Consider the following 19414-nt stretch of genomic DNA (forward strand, 5'->3'; position numbering starts at 1 on the left):
TTGGAGACACGACATGGCCGACATCAAGACGGACGTCATCGCGAACGTTCCGCGGCAGCTGTTCATCGCGGGCCAGTGGGTACCGGCGGCCGATGGCCGTACCTTCGGTGTGGAGAACCCCGCCACCGAGACACAGCTGTGCGAGGTCGCCGACGGTGGCGCCGCCGACAGCGCCCGTGCCGTCGAGGCCGCGGTGGCCGCCCAGGAATCCTGGGCCCGGACCGCGCCACGGGCGCGCAGCGAGATCCTGCGCCGCGCCTACGAGCTGCTCATGGAGCGCACCGACGAGCTGGCGATGCTGATGACCCTGGAGATGGGCAAGCCGCTCGCGGAGGCGCGCGGTGAGGTGGCGTACGCCGCCGAGTTCTTCCGCTGGTTCTCCGAAGAGGCCGTCCGTATCGACGGTGGCATGACGGCCACGCCCGACGGCCGTAACCGCGTCCTGGTCATGCGGCAGCCGGTCGGCCCCTGCATGCTGATCACGCCGTGGAACTTCCCGCTGGCGATGGGCACCCGCAAGATCGGGCCCGCGGTGGCCGCCGGCTGCACGATGGTCCTCAAGCCGGCGCCCCAGACCCCGCTGTCCAGCCTCGCGCTGGCCGGGATCCTCCAGGAAGCCGGGCTGCCCGACGGTGTGCTCAACGTCGTCACCACCACCCGCGCCCAGGACGTGGTCGAACCGGCCCTGCGCGGCGGCCGCATCCGCAAGCTGTCCTTCACCGGCTCCACCGCCGTGGGCCGGCTGCTGCTCGCCCAGTGCGCGGACACGGTGATCCGGACCTCCATGGAGCTGGGCGGCAACGCCCCCTTCATCGTCTTCGAGGACGCCGATATCGACGTGGCCGTCGAAGGCGCCATGGTGGCGAAGATGCGCAACATGGGTGAGGCGTGTACGGCGGCCAACCGCCTGTTCGTCCACCGTAGCGTCGCGGACGAGTTCGCCAAGCGCCTCGCCACGCGTATGGCCGCCCTCAGGGTGGGCCCGGGCACCCGTGAGGGAGTCCAGGTCGGCCCCCTCATCGACGCCGCCAGCAAGCAGAAGGTCACCTCGCTCGTTGAGGACGCGGTCGCCAAGGGCGCCAAGGTCGTCGCCGCCGGTGACGCGCCGCAGGACGCCGGCCACTTCTACCCGCCGACCGTACTGGCCCAGGTCAGCACGGACAGCGCCATGCTGACCACCGAGATCTTCGGACCCGTGGCCCCGGTCATCGCCTTCGACGACGAGGACGAGGCCGTACGCCTGGCCAACGACACCGAGTGGGGGCTCGTCGGCTATATCTTCACTCAGGACGTCGACCGTGCCCTGGACATCAGCGAGCGGCTGGAGGTGGGTATGGTCGGCCTCAACACGGGCCTGGTCTCCAACCCGGCCGCGCCCTTCGGCGGGGTCAAGCAGTCGGGCCTGGGCCGGGAAGGCGGGCGTGTGGGCATCGAGGAGTTCTTGGAGTACAAGTACATCGCCACACCCGTGCGGGACCGGTCCGTGTCATGAGTACCGTCATGCCGGTCAGACGTGGCGGGACGCCGCAGCCAGCACAGCCGCGAAAGGGATCAGGGAACGTGTCGCAGCCGGGACTCGAGGAGCTCACCCCCGTCAACCCGCGGACCACTTCCGAGATCATCGCCGACCGGCTGCGGGGGCAGATCGTCTCCGGCGCGTTCGCGCCGGGCAGCAGGATGATCGAGCCGCAGCTGGCGACCCGGCTGGGCGTCAGCCGCGGGCCTGTACGGGAAGCGCTCCAGCGCCTGGTGCAGGAGGGACTGCTGACCAACATCCCCAACCGGGGCGTGTTCGTCGTCGAGCTGGACGCCGCCGACATCAGGGACATCTACACCGCCCGGCGTGCCATTGAGCGCGAAGCGGCCACCCAGCTGCACCGGAGCAAGTCCCAGGCCCACCTGGACCGGCTCGCGGCCGTCGTCGACGAGATGCGCTCCCTGGCCGGACAGGGTGACAGCCGCCTCGTCGCCGAGCAGGACCTGGCCTTCCACAGCGCTCTCGTCGACGCCGCCGAGAGCCCGAGACTCAGCAGGATGTTCACCACCCTCCTCGCCGAGACCCGGATCTGCCTGGGCAGCCTGATGGACTTCTACCCGGAGCAGGACCTGCTCGTCGCCGAACACCAGCAGCTGGTGGTCCTGCTCCAGGGCGAGGACGAACAGGCCCTGCTGGACGCCGTCAACGCGCATCTGGACTCGGCGGTGCGTGACCTGACACGTGCCGACGAGACCTGAAGACACCGCCTTTTCTCGTCCCACGCCGTGGATGCGGGGCCGAGGCGGCGCTTGCCACCGCCTCGGCCCCGCGTCCACGGTGCGCCGTCCACGGCGCGCCCGCCTACCTCTTGGGAGAGCCGCATGCCCGATCAGTCCGCCACCGCCCTCAGGGCCGCCCAGTTGCAGGCAGCCGCCCGCGACCATCTGCTCCTGCACTTCGGCCGGCACGCGAGCCTGCGCAACGGGCAGGGAGTGTTCCTGCCCGACCGGGCCGAAGGCGTCTACGTCCACGACGCGGCCGGGAAACGCTATATCGACGGGCTGTCCGCCCTGTTCTGCGCCCAGCTCGGCTACTCCTACGGACCCGAGTTCGCCAAGGCGGCCGAAGAGCAGCTGAACCGCCTGCCGTTCAGCACCCTGTGGAACATCGCGCACCCCGCCGCCATCGAGCTGTCCGAACGACTCGCCGCGCTGGCCCCCGATGGCATCAACCGCGTGTTCTTCACCTCCGGCGGTTCGGAGTCCGTGGAGTCCGCGTGGAAGCTCGCCCGCATGTACCACGTGGCGCAGGGCCAACCGCAGCGCACCAAGGCCATCGCCCGTCGCACCGCCTACCACGGCCAGACCATGGGTGCTCTCGCGCTGACGGGCATTCCGGCGCTCAAGGAACCCTTCGGCGCACCGGCCTTCGAAGTCACCCATGTGCCCAACACCAACCGATACCGCACCACCGACGCCGACGAGGACGCCTTCACCCAGCGGCTGCTGGCCGAAACCGAGGCGGCGGTGCTGGAGGCCGGCCCGGAGAACGTGGCCATGCTGATCGCCGAACCCGTGCAGAACGCCGGTGGCTGCTTCACACCCCCGGCGGGCTACTGGGCAGGGCTGCGGGCGATGGCGGACCGGTACGGATTCCTCCTGGTCGCCGACGAGGTCATCACCGGCTTCGGCCGTATCGGCGAGTACTTCGCGGTGTCCAAGTACGGCGCCGTCCCCGACATGATCACCACGGCCAAGGGGCTCACCTCGTCCTACGCCACGCTCGGCGCCGTCCTGGTGTCCGACAAGGTGTCCGAGCCCTTCTACGACGACGGCGTGACACTCCTGCACGGGCTGACCTTCGCCGGCCATCCGGTCGCCGCCGCCACCGCCCTGACCAACCTCGACATCTTCGAACGAGACGGCGTCCTGAACAACGTCCGGTCCCTCACCGGGCACCTCCACAAGCGGCTCATCGAACTGACCGAGCTGAGCATCGTCGGCGACGTCCGCGGTGACGGCTTCTTCTGGGCCCTCGAACTCGTCGCCGGACCGGACGGCGAGCGCTTCGACGCCGAGCGCAAGGACGAACTGATCAAGCAGTTCCTCCCCGCCCGCATGCGCGGCCTCGGACTCCTGGCCCGCGCGGACGACCGCGGCGACCCGGTCGTACAGATCGCTCCGCCCCTGATCGCCACCCAGGATGAACTCGACCACATCGTCGATCTGCTGGGCCAGGCCCTGACCGACGCGGACCGCCACTTCCGCCACGGCCGCTGAGCCGCCGTTGTCAGTTCGATCTGGTAGACACGTGCCACGCCCCAATCCGCCTCATCGGAGGCCGGGGCGTCGGCCCGGGGGCGGGCTGCAACGATACGGGGAGACGGCGTGTACAGCTTCTACGTGTTCGAAGGATCATTTCACCAGGGCGGCGGTGGATGGGAGGACATCGAGGTCAGCCACAGCCTTCCCGCGATCCAGCAGGCCGCGGTCGAGTACATCCGGCTCGGTAACTGGGCCGGGGCGAGGGACAACTTCCTCGTCAGGGTTTACCAGGCAGGGCAGTTGGCGATGGAGGTGGACCTCTACCCATTCCTCCAGGTCAAGGTCCCCGAACTCACCGTGATCAGCTTCGGGAGCGGCGGGCAGCCGCACGGGGGAGAGCCCGAACCCGGAAGCGAGTACGAAGAGGAGATGGACGATTACGAGCCCGGTGAATGGATCGAATTTTACCTCCATAACGTCTTCCAGGCGATCGCGGAAGAGGAAGCCGACGACATCGAGGTGACGATCGACTGGGCACGCCTTGCGCTCCCCGAGTTGAAGCAGCCGGTACTTCCTGACGGGAAAGGCGTCTATGTCCGGCAGATCCAGGGGAACAAATCGACATGGCGAGAGGCCATTACGGTCGACGACGATGTCGACCCGGATGACGACCTCGAGGAACGGTTCGGGTACGGCCGTTACCTCACCTGTGGCTACAACTCCATCGACCTCTGATCAGGTTTTTCGAGGAACCGGCGGTCTGCGGGCCAGGACATCCACCACACACTCCCCTCCGGAGCGGTAATCAGCCCGTGTGTGGGCACTCGGGACCGAATCAAGACTGGCAACAGCCCGGGAGAGGACGGGAGAGGAGCCGGCGATGACGATTCTTCCCACCGCGTACGCGCCCTCGTCGTACTGGATGTCGTCGGCGCCGGGACCGTCCTTCCCGGTGCTTGAGCCCGGCTGGGAGGGCGCCGCTCCGGATGTCGAGGTCGCCGTGATCGGCGGCGGTATCGCGGGTATCTGCACGGCCTGGGAGCTGGCGCGCGCCGGACGCCGAGTGGCGCTGGTGGAGGCGGGCCGGCTGGCCGCCGGGGCCACGGGCCACACCACGGCCAAGCTCTCCGCCCTCCAGGGGCTGGCGTACCAGGACATCCGCACCGCACGAGGGGAGGAAGCGGCCCGGCGCTATGCCACGTCGCAGACCGACGCCGTGGACCGGGTGCGGCAGGTGGCCGCCGAGCTCGGAATCGACTGCGATCTTGAGGAGCGCCCCGCCGTCACCTACGCCGAGGGCGAGGAGACCGTGGAGAAGGTGCGGGCCGAGGCTGAGGCTGCCTCGGCAGCCGGACTGGCCGCCTCGTTCACGACCGGGACCGATCTGCCCTTCCCGGTCGCGGGGGCGGTGGAGGTCGTGGGGCAGGCGCAGTTCCACCCGCGCAAGTACCTGCTGGCACTGGTGGAGGATCTGGTCGCGCGAGGCGGTCTGGTCTTCGAGCACTCACGTGTGACGGGTCTCAGCGAGGGCCATCCGTGCCGTCTGACCACCGATCGCGGAGCGCGGTTGCGGGCCCGCGACGTGGTGGTGGCCACGGCCTATCCCATCTTCGACCGAGCCCTGCTCTTCCCCCGTCTGGAAGTGAAACGGGAACTGGTCGTCGCCGCGGTGCTCCCCTCCGACCGCGCCCCGCACGGCATGTATCTCACCCCCGAGGACGGCACTCGCTCGGTGCGCACCGCGCCGTACCGGCCGGGCCGGCGGTTGCTCATTGTCACCGGGGAGAAGTCCACCCCCGGCGCCGGTGACGTCGAACGACGCTACGCGCGGCTGATCGACTGGACGCAGGATCGTTTCCCCGGCGCCGAACCCGCCTTCCGCTGGGCGGCGCAGGACAACTGGACCACCGATCATGTGCCCTACGTGGGCCCGCTGCACCCCGCCTCCCGTCATGCCTTCGTGGCCACGGGTTTCGCCGGGTGGGGCCTGACCGGCGGCGTACTGACCGGTCGGCTGCTGGCCGCGCGGCTGGCGGGACGGCCCTTGCCGTGGGAGGGCCTGTACGATCCGCGGCGGCTGCATCCGGTACGAGAGGCGCCTGCGCTGCTGAGGTTCCAGGCCACCGCCGCGCGCCACTTCATCGGCGACCGGCTGTCTGCCGACGGCACCGGCGCGGTACGGGACATCCCGCCCGGTGGCGGGGCGGTCGTCCGCCTCGGCGGGCGGCAACGGGCCGTCCACCGCGATGAGCGGGGCGAGTTGCACGCGCTGTCCGCCCGCTGCACCCACCTGGGCTGTCTGGTGCGGTTCAACGACGCCGAGCGGACCTGGGAGTGCCCCTGTCACGGCTCGCGGTTCGCCGTCGACGGCCATGTGCTGCAGGGCCCGGCGGTACACCCGCTGAAGCGGATCGAGGAGCACGAGCACGGCCCGGCGCGCCAGGCCGAGGGCGACGGGGAAGGCACGGAGTGAGACCATCGCCGCGGCCGACCGTGCGAGACCACGGACCAGGTCCTCGGGCCGGCCAAGGCCCGGGCCCGGTGCCCTCTGGTAGCGGGTCAGCTGCCGAGCCGACTCCTCAGCAGCTGTTTGCCCAGCTCAGCGGCCTTGCGGCTGTCGGCCTTGGCCTTGGCCTTGCGGAACAGTTCCGCGACGATCGCCATGGTGATTCCTGAGGAATCCGCCGGCGCTGCTCGGTTCTTCACACGGCGGAACCCTTCCCGTCGCCCCTCTTCGGTCGCCCGGTGGGCCGTTTTCCCCCGGCCGGCGGGGCCACCCGTGGCCCATGGACCAAACGGAGGCTCCCGTAACTGGGCCGCTGACCGCCCAGGGCCATCGCGCACTCAGCCCGCACCGGACCGGTGGCTCCCCGCGAACAGCAGGCCGCAGTGATCGCAGATCAGACTCACTTCTGAAAGGTCGGACCGCCATGCTGATGGCACACCCTGTGGTGTTGCGCAATCTCGTCCACCAGTACGAAACCCTCCAAGCACTGCATGCGGAAGCGGGTGGCCCCGAAATTCGGCAGCGCATGGACGACGTGGCTTACACCCTGTGCATCTCGACCGGGACTCAGGATGTGGACACTGCTCTGGTCGCCGCCCGGTACCAGCTCCCCGGCGCTCGTGTGTATGACGATTCCGTCGTGGACTGCTGAGAAATCCACGTGGGAGGAAGACGATGTTGATCTGTTTCCGACCCTGGCGGTCGGGTGACTCGCCGGGCTGAGACAGAAGCACCACGAGGAGGGAAGCCGCCATGAGCGACGCGAAGATGGAACGCAGGCTCGCAGCCCAGATGCCGGAGGGGGACGTGGTCGGGATCTTGTTGGAACAGCACGCCCGGATACGGGATCTCTTCGCGGACGTGAAGGGCGCGGAGGGCGACCACAAGCAGCAGGCGTTCGATGAGTTGAGGGCCCTGCTGGCGGTGCACGAGACGGCCGAGGAAATGATCGTACGGCCGGTCGCGCGGGAGACCGCCGGGAAGCAGGAGGCCGATGCCCGCAACCATGAGGAGCAAGAGGCGAACAAGGTGCTCGCCGCACTGGAGAAGATGGATGTGACGAGCGCCGAGTTCGACACCCGCCTGGCGGAGTTCGAACGAGCCGTGGTGGACCACGCCGAACACGAGGAGAACGAGGAGTTCCCCGCGGTGCACGAAGGGCGTACGGAGGACCAGCTCCGGCGCATGGGAACCATGCTGCGCGCGGCCGAGAAGATCGCACCGACCCACCCGCATCCCTTGGCGGCGGGGTCCCCCGCGGCCCAATGGAGCGTGGGCCCGTTCGCGTCCCTGGTGGACCGCACACGTGACGCGATCAACGCCGCCACGCCGAGCCGCTGAGGACTTCTGGCCGAACCGTCATGAGCCGCGCAGGGCGCCGAGCCGACGCCGGGCCGGGCCCAGGGCCCGGCCACGCAGCTCACTCCCGAGGGGCTCGGCGGAGTCGCCCTGTACGTCCTGTCACACGCCGGGACCAAGGCCGCGCTGTTCGCCTGCGTGGGGATCCTGCTGGACCGTCACGGGAGCGTCGACGAACACCAACTGCACGGCAGGGGACGGGAACTGCTCGGGGTCGGGGCGATGTTCGGGCTCGGTGGCCTGGCCCTTGCCGGGCTGCCACCGTTCGGCACCGCGCTGGGCAAGTCGGTCACCGAGGGGGCTGTGGGGGGCTGGGGGACCGCACTGTTCGTGCTGGTCTCGGCGCTCACCGGCGGCGCGGTGCTGCGCGCCGGTGCCCGGGGTGTTCCTCGGGCTCGGCACCCGCCCTCCGGACGCCCCGGAAGAGACCACCGGCGAAGCGGAGGAGCCGGAGACGTGGGGCGGGCCGCTGTCCCGGATCCCGGACTCGATGCTCGCCGCACCGGCCGTACTGCTCGCCGGGGCGCCGGCGGTGGGACTGGTCCCCGGCCTGCGCACCGGTGTTGGTCACGCCGCGGACACCTTCACCGATCACCACGGCTACCTAGCCTCCGTACTGTACGGCCGGCCGGCACAGCCCACGCCCGCCTCCGCGCCGCACTGGACGGCGGCCGGCCTGCTGTGGGGTCTGCTGACCACCGCCCTGGCGGCGGCGCCGGCGACTGCTGGCCACACGGCGTTCGGCGGGCCAACCGGCCCGCTGGTTCACCCCGCTGAGACGGCTGCACTCCGGCCATGTGGGCGACTACGTCGCGTGGTTCCTGGTGGGCGTCGCCCTCTTGGGAGCCCTGCTCGCCTGAGCTCCCCGGCTCCCTTGAACCCCGGCTCCAACGGCGCGTCCGACCGGACCTTTCCCCGCCACTGTCCGCTCTGCCCCTGTTTCCTCGTGCTTTTCACGGGTGCCGGGGGACAACCACATAAATGAAGGGGGGCGGCTCGCGAATGCCCGCCTGGGGCCCGTGGTGCGGGGCCGTCGCCTATGTCGTCGGCGTCTTACGGATGGCACGTGCCACGTACGGAGCCCGACGTTCTCAGCTCATCGCCTTGCAAAGCCGCTCATACGCGGACGACGACCCAGTGCGCCGCCACGCGGCCGTCTCCTGCTGTGGACCGACGAGTTCGTCCGTTTTCCCAAGGTGACGGTCCGCCAGGACGGACGCACCCTCACCCGCCGTACCCGGCCGCGTCGGTCTGGAGTAATCGCCCCACCGGCGGCAGGCACTCAAACCCCGCCGCCCGCCCCGGCGGAGCCGGACCCGTAAGTCGGGGCCGGGCCGGGGCGGGCGGCGGGGTGGTGTGCGGTGTCAGGGGCGCCGGAATCAGCTGCCGGGCGTGAGCTCGAGCGTGTCGAGCACCCCGTACACCCCGAGGAACAGGATCGCCGCGCTGCTCACGACGAGGGCGGCGGTCAGCCAGGGGTTGGCGCGGAAGCGGGGCGGGACGCCGGTGTAGCGCAGACGCCAGACCGCGACCACGACCGCGAGCAGGAAGATGCCACCGCCGATGCCGCCGATCTGCACCATCAGGACCGGGGACTGGACCCACAGGAAGATGCACATCCACACCGGGGGCAGACAGCAGGTGAGGATGCGGATGGTGCGTGTGCGTACGCGCATGTCCTTCCAGTTGATCACTCCGAGCAGACCGAGGGTGTTGGTCCACAGGCGCGGGACACTGGCCGACGATGCGACGGTGACCGAGAAGAGGACGGCGATCGCGCCGGCCAGGAACAGATACTCGGCCCAGGGTCCGAGCGTGTCGGTGTAGATATGCGACAGCGTGGTGATCATGCCGTTGCCCTCGGGCACCAGGCCCTGTGGGTGGAGCACCGAGGCGCCGATCACATAGAAGGACAGGGTGCAGATGGTGCAGATGACCCAGGAGACGGCCACGTCGAGCCGCATGACCTTGAGCCAGCCCTCGGCCCGCTGGGCGCGCTCCTCGGTGCCGTCGTCGGGGCCGGTCCAGCGGGCGTAGCCCTTCTCCAGGCACCAGTACGTGTACGTCGTCATCTCGTCGGCGCCGACGCCGGTGATGCCGAACATGGCGAGTGCGATGCCGACCGTGCCCGCGGGGATCTGGAAGCTCAGTCCGTCGGCGAACTGCTCGGGCCCGTATCCGAAGGCGGTGAACGGCAGGGCGAGCGCGAGGCCGAAGGTGATGATGGTCTTGAGCGTGATGCCGATGACCTCGACCCGCTCGACGACGGGGTACTTGCCCGTCTGCAGGATGAGGATGGCCGCACCGGTGACGATGATGGCCCAGATGGTCAGGGAGGACGTGCTCAGCGCCGCCCCGTGGATCGGCAGCAGGATCGAACAGGCCGCCGCGGTGCCGCCGATGATGCCGCCGCGCTGGAACATCTTGGCGAAGTCCATGCCGATCCAGAGCCAGTTGATCCAGCTCAGTCGGCCGATCCGGGGGCCGACGTCACGGAAGCCGTCGAGCGCCGGGCGGCCGTTGAGGATGGTCCAGCGGGCCAGCTCCATCTGCACCCAGACCTTGACCGCGGTGGAGACGATCACCAGCCACAGCAGCGCGAACCCCGCCTTCGCGCCGAGCGAGGTGGTGGTGATCAGTTCACCGGAGCCGACGACGGCGGCGGACAGCACGAGACCGGGGCCGAGGTGGCGTACTCGGCCACCGAAGGTCACGGGGGCCGGGCGGGCGTCTTCGGCGCGCAGCGCGTACGGGTCGGCCTGCGCGGGCGGTGGCGCCGCGGTGGTGCCGTCGGTCGTGGTGGCCATATCAGGTCCTTAGGGGATCTGCCGGCGCCGTCGCCGGTATCCGGAATGGGGACAGCGGGGGGTGGTGTGGGGCTTGTGCGCGCGTGTCGCGGTGTCGAGCGCGCGGCGGCTGCCTGCTGTGGTGTCTCAGCGCGCCTGGTGGTGCGGCTCCTCGCCCGCCAGTACGCGGATGACGTCCTCGGCCACCATCGCGCCCATGGCCTGGTTGGCCTCGGGTGTGCAGGCGGCCATATGGGAGGTGAGGAGGGTGCGCGGGGCGGCGCGCAGCGGATGGTCGGCGGGCAGTGGTTCGGTGCTGAACGCGTCGAGGGCCGCGGCCCCGAGGTGCCCGGAGCCGAGCAGGTCGGCGAGCGCGCGTTCGTCGACGAGCCCGCCGCGTGCGGCGTTGACCAGGATCGCGCCCGGCTTCATCGCCGCCAGGCGGTCGCGGTCGAGCAGCGGGGTGCCGGACGGGTCGGGCGGGGTGTGCAGGCTGACGGCATCGGCGCGCGCCAACAGGGCGTCGAGCGCGACCGGTTCGGCGCCGTGCGCGCGGACGTCGACCTCGGCGACGTACGGGTCGTGGGCCAGCAACTCCATCCCGAAGGCGCGGGCGTAGCCGGCCAGCAGGCGGCCGATGCGGCCGAAGCCGACGATGCCCAGCGTCTTGCCGTGCAGCTCGGGGCCGAACAGCTTCGGCCAGCCGCCCGCCGCCACCGCGGTGTGCGAGGCGGCGAGGGAGCGGGTCGCGGACAGCAGCAGGCCGAAGGTGTACTCCGCCACCGCGCGCGAGTTGCTGCCCGGCGCGCACACCACCGGTATCGCACGCGCGCGAGCGGCGGCCACGTCGATGGTGTCGACGCCGACGCCGTGCTTGGCGATCACCTTGAGGCGGGGCGCGGCGTCCATCACCTCGGCGGTGATCGGGTCCATGCCGACGATCAACGCGTCCGCACCGGCCGCGTACTCGAGGAGTTCGGCGGTGGGCAGCGCCACGTCCTCGTACGGGCGCAGGGGACCCGCCCCGGCGTCCTCCAGGATCTGCCAGGGGCGCGCCGAATGCCGGGCGAAAGTGGGCGTCGTGATGAGCGTGGTCGGCATCAGCGCGCCCCGCCCCGTGCCGCCTGAAGGTGGGACGTCGCGATCTGCTGCAGATGCACGACATCGGCCGCGACCGTCGCGAACGTGAACCCCTCGGCGAGGCGGCGGGCGGCGCCGGCGCCGTCGGCGTTGTGGATCCCGGCCGCGATGCCCGCCGCCTCGGCCGCCTTGCGGACGCGGGTGAGGGCCTGCTCGAACTCGTCCTGTACGGCAGGGTCGGTGGAGGTCGCGCCGCCGATGGCCAGACGCAGATCGGACGGGCCGACGTAGATGCCGTCCAGGCCGGGGGTCGCGCAGATCTCCTCGACGTTGGCCAGGCCGTCGGCCGTCTCGATCATCGCGAGGACGGCGGTCTGATCGTGCGTATCGGCCGGGTTCGGGCCGATACGCAGCTGCGCGCGCATCGGGCCGTACGAGCGGCGGCCCAGCGGCGGATAGCGGACGGCGGCGACGGCGTCGGCGGCGTCCTGGGCGTTGTCGATCAGCGGGACGATCACGGCGCTCGCCCCCGCGTCGAGCGCCTTGCCGATGTACGTGAGGTCGTTGGCCTCGACGCGCACCATGCCGACGGCGGTGCTGCCCTTGGTGTCGGTGGCGAGGAGGTTGTTCAGCATGCCCTGGTAGCCGAAGAGGCCGTGCTGGGCGTCGAAGGCCAGGTAGTCGTAGCCGACGCGGGCAAGGCGCTCGGCGGCGATCGGCGAGTCGAGCAGCGACCAGTAGCCGATCAGCTGCTCGCGATTGCGCAGCGCGGCGGTGAACTCGGCGGACGTGCGGCCGGTGGCCATGTGTGTCTCCATTGCGAGGTGGGCGGCGAGGTGCAGCAGTGGGCTGCGAGGTGCAGTGCTGGGCGGCGAGGTGCAGCAGTGGGCTGCGAGGTCAGCGGTTGTAGGCGGGCATCGGGCCGCGCAGGCGGGCGCCGACCTCGTCGCAGGCGGCCAGGACGTCCGCGGGCAGCGGCCCCGCGGCCGCGGCGGCGATATTGGCCTTCAGGTGCTCGACCTTGGAGCCGCCGAGCAGCAGCGCGTCGGTGGAGGGCCGCGACAGCAGCCAGCGCAGGGCCAGGTCGGTCAGCGGCAGGCCCGCGTCGGAGGCGATACGGGTGAGGTCGGTGACGGCGCGGAACAGATCCTCGTTCCAGTACCGCTCGCGGTACATCGCGGCCAGCTTGGAGTCGCCGAAGCGCCCTCCCGCCGGGGCCTGCTCGAAACTGTGGCGGCCGGTGAGCAGGCCGCCACCGAGCGGGTTGTAGACCATCGTGTGCAGCCCGGTGACGGCGGCGAACTCCGTGTACTCCTCCTCGATACGGCGGGCGAGGAGATTGTGGAGTTGCTGGGCGACGACGGGGCGGGGGGAGCCGACCACGTCGGCCACGCGGTTCAGCTCGGCGATCTGCCAGGCGGCGAAGTTGGAGACGCCGAGGGCGAGGACCTTGCCCGCCCGTACGAACTCGGCGACGGTCGCCAGGGTGTCGGCGATGGGCGTCCTGCGGTCCGGCTGGTGCAGATAGAAGAGGTCGACGTGGTCGGTGCCCAGGCGCTTGAGGCTCCCGTCGAGCGCGGCGCGCAGGCCCTCCGGGGAGAGCGGTGTGTGTTCGCCCTGGTCGGGGTGCGGGATGCCGGCCTTGGTGGCGAGAACCACCCGGTCGCGGCGGCCGGGCAGCAGCTCGGCGAGGATGCGCTCGCTCTCGCCGCCCGCGTAGCCGTTGGCGGTGTCCACACCGGTGATGCCCGCGTCGAGCGCGGCGTCCACCATCGCGGTCGCCGTCGCGCGGTCGGCGGTGTCGCCGAACGTCATCGTGCCGAGCACGAGACGGGACAGCGGGACGGGGACGTGCGGGAGTTCAAGGCCGGCGGTCACGGCGGGTCCTTCCGAAGCGGGTGGTGCGGTCTCGTGCTGCTGATGCGCGATCCCATGCGGGATTCCATGCGCGAATTCATGCGCGATTTCATGCGTGATGTGCGCATCGCGGATGGTGCCGTGCGGCTACGCGGCCTCGACCGGTCGCCGCGCTGGTTCCCGGCCATGCGCTGCTGCGGCCCAGTGCGGCGCGATGAGCTGTGTAGGCCGGTACGCGCCGCGTCCACGAGGGCGACGAGGGCCGCGGGTGACGGCCGTCGGCGCCACGGGAACGCTCGCACGACTGCGTAATTCGCGCAAGAGGTCTCGCGCGCTTCACGCAAATTGTGTCATGATCCTAACCGGGCCGCCCACGCCGGACGTGCCCAAGGAGGTTCGATCCCGTGGGCGCCGCCGAGCCCGGCGCGGTTGCGTACATAGCGCACCTGTCACCGCCCGCCTCGCCTAGGAGTTGCTCTTATGCCCACCCCCCTGCCTCTCATCGCCGTGACCATGGGCGACGGTGCCGGTATCGGCCCCGAGGTCGTTGTCGCGGCCCTCCTCGACGACGCCGTTCTGACCCACTGCCGCCCCGTTGTCATCGGCGACGCACAGCGGCTGCGCGAGGCCGCCCGCATCCTGGGCCTGGACTGCGAGATCGCCGCCATCGATCACCCGCGCGACGCCGAGTTCACCCCCGGCCGCGTCGACGTCGTCGACCTCGGCCTGCTCCCCGCCGACCTTCCCTGGGGCGAGCTGTCGCCGGTCGCGGGCGGCGCCGCGTACGCGTACATCGAGCGGGCCGCCGCACTCGCCGTGGCGGGCGAGGTGCACGCCATCTGCACCGCGCCGCTCAATAAGGAGGCCCTGCACGCCGCGGGCCACATCTACCCCGGCCACACCGAACTCCTCGCCCACCTGACCGGGACCGCAGAGGTCTCGATGATGCTCTCCACCGAGAAGGTGAAGGTCATCCATGTCACCACGCATATCGGTCTGATCGACGCGGTCAACCGGATCGAGCCGGGCCTCGTCGAGCGCACCGTGCGCCGCGGCCACGAGGCGATGGTCCGCGCCGGCACCCCGAACCCCGTCATCGGCGTCTGCGGCATCAACCCGCACGCGGGCGAGAACGGACTGTTCGGCTACGGCGAGGAAGAGGAGAAGATCGTCCCGGCCCTGGAGAAGCTGCGCGCCGAGGGCGTCGACGCCCGGGGTCCGCTCCCCGCCGACACCGCCTTCTTCCTGGCCGGCCGCGGCGACTATGACCTGATCGTGGCCATGTACCACGACCAGGGCCACGGCCCGGTCAAGGTCCTGGGCATCGAGGCGGGCGTCAACCTCACCGTGGGCCTGCCCGTCATCCGTACGTCGGTCGACCACGGCACCGCGTTCGACATCGCCGGCACGGGCACGGCGGAGGCCGGCAGCATGGTCGAGGCGCTGCGCCAGGCGGCCGAGATGGCCACGGTGCCGGTCACCCCGGCGGCCTGAAACAGGCGGCTTGAAACAAGAGGGGGCAAGGCACCCGCGGAAGTCGTCCGAAGATGCCCTGCCCCGGAGGCGTTCAGCGCGTCATACGTCGCTCAGAGCGATGGCGGCGGGACACACGGCGGCCGCGTCCCGTACGGCCGCATGCTGGTCCTCGGCGGGCTCGGCGTCGAGGAGGACGACGATGCCGTCCTCGTCGCGCTGGTCGAAGACGTCCGGTGCGGCGAGTACGCAACTCCCGGCGGCGCAGCACTTGTCCTCGTCCACGGTGACCTTCACGGTCGCTCCCTTCTTCCGGGTCGGCCTTTCGGCCGTGTCCTCGGCTGCGTTGTCGGCTGCGTTGTCGGTCGGCACCGTCGGTACGGAGGCTTCGGCGGGGCGGGTCACCATCGCACCGGCACCTCGCGCAGGCCACCGACGGTGAGTCCTTCGATCTGCCGCAGCCCCGCGGCAGCTTGTGCAGCAGCGCCTTCAGGACGACCTGGAGCTCGGTGCGGGCCAGCGACTGGCCCAGGCAGGAGTGGGCTCCGGCGCCGAAGGTGAGATGGGGGTTGGGGCTGCGGGTGAGGTCCATCTCGTCCGGGTCGGCGAAGGCCCGCTCGTCGCGGTTGGCGGCGGACAGACCGCAGAAGACGGTGGTGCCTCCCGGCAGCACCGCCCTGTCCACCTCCTAGTCCTCGGTCAGATAGCGCCGGACGCCGTAGCCGCCCAGGTTGGCGTCCGAGCGCAGCACCTCGTCGACCGCGGTGCGTATCAGGGAGGGGTCGGCGAGCAGGCGGTCCCACCGGGTGCGGTCGGCGCGCAGCATGGCGACCATCTTGCCGATCATGTTCGCGGTGGTCTCGTGTCCGGCGACCAGCAGAGCCATACCGGTGTCGCGGAGCTCGGGGTCGGTCAGCCCCTCGCCCTCCGCCCGGCTCTCCTCGATCAGCGTGCTGATCAGGTCTTCGCCAGGTTCGGCGCGCTTGGCCGCGATCAGCTCGGACATATACGTCACGAAGTCCTCGTGGGCAGCCCTGGTCTCCGCCCCCGAGTAGCGGCTGACGTTCAGAAACGCGTCGGACCAGTAGGAGAAGCGGTCCCGGTCCTCGGCGGGCGCGCCGAGCAGGTCGCAGATCACATAGACCGGCAGCGGAAAGCCGAGCGCCGCCTTGAGGTCGGCGGGCGAACCGCTTTTGACCATGGCGTCGATCAGGGCCTCGGCCATCTCCTCCATGCCGGGGCGCAGCGCGGTGACCCGCTTGGCGGTGAAGTACTTGCCCATGTGCCGCCGCCACCTCTGGTGGCCTTCGGGCGGCATCCTGGTCTCCTCCATCCTCGCGGGCCGGCTGCTCAGCAGGACCGGGAACCTCAAGCCCTTCGTCATCGTGGGCTCCGGCCTGCTCACGGCCGGGTTCGCCGGGCTGGGCACCATCGACCACAGAACGTCCCTGGTGTTCATGAGCGCGGCGATGCTGTGCATCGGCCTGGGTGTCGGTATGACCATGCGGAACTTCGTGCTGGTCGTGCAGAACTCCGTCCCGCTGAAGGACATCGGCACGGCCAACACCACGGTCACCTTCTTCCGCTCCCTGGGCGGTACGTTCGGCGTCACGGTTCTGGGCGCGTACTGGCTCGGCAGGTCGCCGAACGGACCGCGCAGGGTGGGGAATCCGCCCGTGTCGCCTACGGCGACGCGACCGGGCTCGTCTTCCTCATCGGCGCCGCAGTGGCGGCCCTTGGCATCGTCGCGGCCGTCCTGCTGACGCCGGTGATGCTGCGGACCAGCCTCGACTCGTCCGAACCGGCCGATCCGAAGCGGTGAGGCTCATGTCCTGCCGGACGGTGGCAGGAGGGTGACGGTGCAGCCGTCCTCACAGCCGGTCGGGGTGGGGGGTGCCCGCGCCGCGGAGCAGGGTGTCCACGACGAGCGTCGCGACGGTGGCGGTGTCTTCCTCGGCCCTGTTCTGCGCGGCCTCGTGGATGAGGGCGTAGTAGACGCGGCGGGTCCACGGGATGTCGATGTCGGCGCGCAGGACACCCGCCTCCTGGGCCCGGCGGAACAACCGCTCGCAGGTGTCCCGTACATCGCTGTGGACGCGCGCCACCTCCGGGTTGACCGAGGATGCCTGGCTCATCGCGAATCCCCAACTGACCTTGACGCCAAGGACGTTCGCGGTCGTCTGGTAGAGAGCGACCAGCGGCGGAGCCGTGTCCGGGTGGGCGGCGTCCACCGCCGCGGCGAACCGCTCGGTGGCCCACCCGGCCAGGGCGTCGATCAGTGCCTCCCGGGTGGCGAAGCGCCGGTGCACGGTGGTGCGGGCGACACCGGCGGCTTCGGCGATCTGCTCCATGGTGGCCGCGGGGTCGCGGCTGAGGGTGCGCTCGGCCGCCTCCAGGATCGCCGTCACAGTCCGCTCGGCGTCCGCGCGCAGCGGCCGGCTGCGGGCGGGGGGCGACTCCCTCTGCGTCTTCATGGAGGAAGCATACGGCAACGTCACGGTTCACTGGGTACTTGCGTCATTGGTGTTGCAAGTCGTACCTTCATCGCGTCCTGCTTGACGCGAATACGGCGCGACTAGTGACATCTCCTGAAAGGTTGGAGCACGTGGAGTACACCCGCCTGGGCCGCAGTGGCCTCTCGGTGTCCCGGCTCGTCCTCGGCACCATGAACTTCGGGTCGCGAACGTCCGAAGAGGACAGCGGCGCGATCATGGATCATGCGCATGAGCACGGCATCAACTTCTTCGACACGGCCAACTCGTACGGCGCGCAGCAAGGTGAAGGCCTCACCGAGCAGATCCTCGGCCGGTGGTTCGCCCAGGGCGGCGGCCGGCGCGAGAAGACCGTCCTCGCCACCAAGGTCTACCTGCCGATGGGGGACTGGCCCAACGAAAGAGGGCTGTCCGCACTGCACATCCGGCGCGCGGTCGACGCGTCACTGAAGCGGCTGCAGACCGACTACATCGACCTGTACCAGATGCACCACATCGACCGGGACACCCCGTGGGAAGAGATCTGGGAGGCGTTCAGCGTCCTTCGCCAGCAGGGAAAGGTGCTCTACTTCGGCTCGTCCAATTTCGCCGGCTGGCATATCGCGCAGGCGCAGGAGGCCGCCCGGTCGCGTCACTTCCTCGGGCTGGTCAGCGAGCAGTCCATCTACAACCTCATGAGCCGCTGGGCCGAGCTGGAGGTGCTGCCCGCCGCGCGCCACTACGGGCTGGGCGTGATCCCGTGGTCGCCGCTGCACGGCGGAGTGCTCAGCGGTGTCCTGCGCAAGCAGCGTGAGGGGCTGACCGGCCGCAGCGGCTCGGGGCTGTGGGCCGCCGCGTTCGCCGAGCAGCGGGAAGCGGTCGAGGCATACGAGAAGTTGTGCGCCGAGCTCGGCGAGGACCCGGCCCACGTCGGCCTGGCGTGGCTGCTCGCCCAGGACGGAGTGACCGGGCCGATCGTCGGACCGCGGACCGTCGAACAGCTCGACGGCACCCTGCGCGCACTGGAGATCACCCTCGACCTCGACACCCTCGCCAAGCTGGACGAGACCTTCCCGCCGCCCGCACCGAACGGGGCGAAGCCCGCGCCCGAGGCGTATGCCTGGTGAGCGGTGGCGGACGCGTACTGGGTCCGCGTCCGTCGTCACGCGGGCAGAGCGCCGGTCTGTCCCCCGTGCGAGCTACGCGCAAGTGTCCACCGTGTGGTGACGATTCCGGGCCGGCCGATCCGTAGCGTTCGGTGCCGCCGCGGCGCTCCGGCCGCGGATCTGGCGAAGGAGTCTTCATGAGGCTGGTTTGGCAACTGGTGGCCGTCGCGGCGGTCGCCTTCCTCGGCGGCCAGGGCCTTGCCGCGGTGGAGGGGAACCCGTGGCTCAAGCTGGCCATCGGCGTCCCGACCGCCGTGCTCGCGGTGTTCGTCTACGGGTGGGTGGTGCGGCGGACCGAGCGCCGCCCGTCCACGGAAGTGGCCCGGGAGGGTGCCGGGGCCGCGATCGGCTGGGGGGTGCTGATCGGCTTCGTGATGTCCGGGTTCGTCATCGCGAATATCGCCTTCCTCGGGTACTACAAGGTCAACGGCCTGGGCTCGCCGACGGGCGCGGTGGGCCTGTTCGGCTTCATGGCCGCCGCCGCGGTGACGGAGGAACTGATGTTCCGTGGTGTCCTGTTCAGGATCGTCGAGGAGCGCATCGGCACATGGATCGCGCTGGCGCTGACCGGTGTGCTGTTCGGGCTGTCGCATCTGCTCAACCCGCACGCCAGCCTGTGGGGCGCCATCGCCATCGCGATCGAGGCCGGTGGCATGCTCGGCGCCGCGTACGCCGCCACCCGCAACCTGTGGGTGCCGATAGGACTGCACTTCGGCTGGAACTTCGCCATCTCCGGCATCTTCAGCACCGAGGTGTCGGGCAACGGCACCCCGAAGGGACTGCTGGACTCCGCGACATCGGGCCCGGCGCCGATCACCGGTGGCGACTTCGGTCCGGAGGGAAGTCTGTACACGCTGCTGTTCGGCGTGCTGGTGACGATCGTGTTCATGTGGCTGGCCCGACGCCGCGGCCATCTGATGCCCCGCCGTCGGCGCGCCGTCGAGGTTGGCGCCACCGCTACACTCGCCCGGTGAT

17 protein-coding genes and 2 pseudogenes are annotated in these 19414 nt (G+C 70.4%); 12 read left to right on the plus strand and 7 right to left on the minus strand.

Annotated features, from left to right (window positions below):
• Positions 1-13 precede the first annotated feature (13 nt).
• The 8 genes and pseudogenes from ACH4U7_RS11960 to ACH4U7_RS11995 all read left to right on the plus strand — a co-directional run.
• Positions 14-1492, plus strand: a complete 1479-nt coding sequence (locus tag ACH4U7_RS11960) for an NAD-dependent succinate-semialdehyde dehydrogenase (protein ID WP_398527823.1) — start codon at positions 14-16, stop codon at positions 1490-1492.
• Between the two features lie 68 nt (positions 1493-1560).
• Complete coding sequence (locus tag ACH4U7_RS11965; protein ID WP_398527824.1) at positions 1561-2235, plus strand: GntR family transcriptional regulator; 675 nt, start codon at positions 1561-1563, stop codon at positions 2233-2235.
• A 123-nt stretch (positions 2236-2358) separates the two neighbouring features.
• Positions 2359-3756: an aspartate aminotransferase family protein gene (locus ACH4U7_RS11970; RefSeq protein ID WP_398527825.1), complete on the plus strand. Its 1398-nt coding sequence runs from the start codon at positions 2359-2361 to the stop codon at positions 3754-3756.
• Positions 3757-3864: 108 nt separating this feature from the next.
• Positions 3865-4476, plus strand: a complete 612-nt coding sequence (locus ACH4U7_RS11975) for a hypothetical protein (protein ID WP_398527826.1) — start codon at positions 3865-3867, stop codon at positions 4474-4476.
• 145 nt (positions 4477-4621) lie between these two features.
• Positions 4622-6214, plus strand: coding sequence for an FAD-dependent oxidoreductase (locus ACH4U7_RS11980; protein ID WP_398527827.1), 1593 nt, complete (start codon positions 4622-4624; stop codon positions 6212-6214).
• 457 nt (positions 6215-6671) lie between these two features.
• Positions 6672-6899: a DUF5133 domain-containing protein gene (locus ACH4U7_RS11985; protein WP_398527828.1), complete on the plus strand. Its 228-nt coding sequence runs from the start codon at positions 6672-6674 to the stop codon at positions 6897-6899.
• A gap of 101 nt (positions 6900-7000) precedes the next feature.
• Entirely contained in the window at positions 7001-7588 is a 588-nt protein-coding gene (locus ACH4U7_RS11990; protein ID WP_398527829.1) for a hemerythrin domain-containing protein, read from the plus strand.
• A gap of 78 nt (positions 7589-7666) precedes the next feature.
• A pseudogene (locus ACH4U7_RS11995) lies at positions 7667-8466 on the plus strand (NADH-quinone oxidoreductase subunit D); the annotation flags it as partial.
• A 519-nt stretch (positions 8467-8985) separates the two neighbouring features.
• Here ACH4U7_RS11995 and ACH4U7_RS12000 read toward each other — a convergent pair.
• From ACH4U7_RS12000 to ACH4U7_RS12015, 4 genes are all read right to left on the minus strand, one after another.
• A complete protein-coding gene (locus ACH4U7_RS12000) occupies positions 8986-10413 on the minus strand; it encodes an Nramp family divalent metal transporter (RefSeq protein WP_398527830.1) in 1428 nt (475 codons plus the stop codon).
• Positions 10414-10539: 126 nt separating this feature from the next.
• Complete coding sequence (locus ACH4U7_RS12005) at positions 10540-11493, minus strand: phosphoglycerate dehydrogenase (RefSeq protein WP_398527831.1); 954 nt, start codon at positions 11491-11493, stop codon at positions 10540-10542.
• Entirely contained in the window at positions 11493-12278 is a 786-nt protein-coding gene (locus ACH4U7_RS12010) for an HpcH/HpaI aldolase/citrate lyase family protein (RefSeq protein ID WP_398527832.1), read from the minus strand. Before ACH4U7_RS12010 ends, ACH4U7_RS12005 begins: the two co-directional genes overlap by 1 nt.
• A 91-nt stretch (positions 12279-12369) precedes the next feature.
• The gene (locus ACH4U7_RS12015) at positions 12370-13350 is read right to left on the minus strand and encodes an aldo/keto reductase (protein WP_398527833.1); all 981 of its coding nucleotides are present in this window, start codon (positions 13348-13350) and stop codon (positions 12370-12372) included.
• 459 nt (positions 13351-13809) lie between these two features.
• On the opposite strand from ACH4U7_RS12015, the gene pdxA reads away from it, so the two are divergent.
• Positions 13810-14823: a 4-hydroxythreonine-4-phosphate dehydrogenase PdxA gene (gene pdxA, locus ACH4U7_RS12020; protein WP_398527834.1), complete on the plus strand. Its 1014-nt coding sequence runs from the start codon at positions 13810-13812 to the stop codon at positions 14821-14823.
• 81 nt (positions 14824-14904) lie between these two features.
• On the opposite strand, the gene ACH4U7_RS12025 is transcribed toward pdxA, so the two are convergent.
• Positions 14905-15099 (minus strand): ferredoxin, encoded by a 195-nt coding sequence (locus tag ACH4U7_RS12025; RefSeq protein ID WP_398527994.1) that lies wholly within the window; start codon positions 15097-15099, stop codon positions 14905-14907.
• Positions 15100-15203: 104 nt separating this feature from the next.
• A pseudogene (locus ACH4U7_RS12030) lies at positions 15204-16111 on the minus strand (cytochrome P450); the annotation flags it as partial.
• Here ACH4U7_RS12030 and ACH4U7_RS12035 point away from each other — a divergent pair.
• Complete coding sequence (locus ACH4U7_RS12035; protein WP_398527835.1) at positions 16083-16565, plus strand: MFS transporter; 483 nt, start codon at positions 16083-16085, stop codon at positions 16563-16565. The pseudogene ACH4U7_RS12030 and the gene ACH4U7_RS12035 overlap by 29 nt on opposite strands.
• A gap of 108 nt (positions 16566-16673) precedes the next feature.
• On the opposite strand, the gene ACH4U7_RS12040 is transcribed toward ACH4U7_RS12035, so the two are convergent.
• The gene (locus tag ACH4U7_RS12040) at positions 16674-17276 is read right to left on the minus strand and encodes a TetR/AcrR family transcriptional regulator (RefSeq protein ID WP_398527836.1); all 603 of its coding nucleotides are present in this window, start codon (positions 17274-17276) and stop codon (positions 16674-16676) included.
• Positions 17277-17407: 131 nt separating this feature from the next.
• On the opposite strand from ACH4U7_RS12040, the gene ACH4U7_RS12045 reads away from it, so the two are divergent.
• Complete coding sequence (locus ACH4U7_RS12045) at positions 17408-18400, plus strand: aldo/keto reductase (protein ID WP_398527837.1); 993 nt, start codon at positions 17408-17410, stop codon at positions 18398-18400.
• A gap of 176 nt (positions 18401-18576) precedes the next feature.
• Positions 18577-19413, plus strand: a complete 837-nt coding sequence (locus ACH4U7_RS12050; protein ID WP_398527838.1) for a type II CAAX prenyl endopeptidase Rce1 family protein — start codon at positions 18577-18579, stop codon at positions 19411-19413.
• The last annotated feature ends 1 nt before the right edge of the window (position 19414 follow it).

Source organism: Streptomyces sp. NPDC020845, assembly GCF_044334165.1.
Lineage (GTDB): Bacteria > Actinomycetota > Actinomycetes > Streptomycetales > Streptomycetaceae > Streptomyces.

What these genes read in the sequence shown, in the direction of transcription:
- ACH4U7_RS11960 (WP_398527823.1), top strand. Translation starts at nt 14, where the DNA reads ATGGCCGACATCAAGACGGACGTCATCGCGAACGTTCCGCGGCAGCTG.
- ACH4U7_RS11970 (WP_398527825.1), top strand. Translation starts at nt 2,359, where the DNA reads ATGCCCGATCAGTCCGCCACCGCCCTCAGGGCCGCCCAGTTGCAGGCA.
- ACH4U7_RS11980 (WP_398527827.1), top strand. Translation starts at nt 4,622, where the DNA reads ATGACGATTCTTCCCACCGCGTACGCGCCCTCGTCGTACTGGATGTCG.
- ACH4U7_RS11985 (WP_398527828.1), top strand. Translation starts at nt 6,672, where the DNA reads ATGCTGATGGCACACCCTGTGGTGTTGCGCAATCTCGTCCACCAGTAC.
- ACH4U7_RS11990 (WP_398527829.1), top strand. Translation starts at nt 7,001, where the DNA reads ATGAGCGACGCGAAGATGGAACGCAGGCTCGCAGCCCAGATGCCGGAG.
- ACH4U7_RS12000 (WP_398527830.1), bottom strand. Translation starts at nt 10,413, where the DNA reads ATGGCCACCACGACCGACGGCACCACCGCGGCGCCACCGCCCGCGCAG.
- ACH4U7_RS12005 (WP_398527831.1), bottom strand. Translation starts at nt 11,493, where the DNA reads ATGCCGACCACGCTCATCACGACGCCCACTTTCGCCCGGCATTCGGCG.
- ACH4U7_RS12010 (WP_398527832.1), bottom strand. Translation starts at nt 12,278, where the DNA reads ATGGCCACCGGCCGCACGTCCGCCGAGTTCACCGCCGCGCTGCGCAAT.
- pdxA (WP_398527834.1), top strand. Translation starts at nt 13,810, where the DNA reads ATGCCCACCCCCCTGCCTCTCATCGCCGTGACCATGGGCGACGGTGCC.
- ACH4U7_RS12035 (WP_398527835.1), top strand. Translation starts at nt 16,083, where the DNA reads ATGTGCCGCCGCCACCTCTGGTGGCCTTCGGGCGGCATCCTGGTCTCC.
- ACH4U7_RS12040 (WP_398527836.1), bottom strand. Translation starts at nt 17,276, where the DNA reads ATGAAGACGCAGAGGGAGTCGCCCCCCGCCCGCAGCCGGCCGCTGCGC.
- ACH4U7_RS12050 (WP_398527838.1), top strand. Translation starts at nt 18,577, where the DNA reads ATGAGGCTGGTTTGGCAACTGGTGGCCGTCGCGGCGGTCGCCTTCCTC.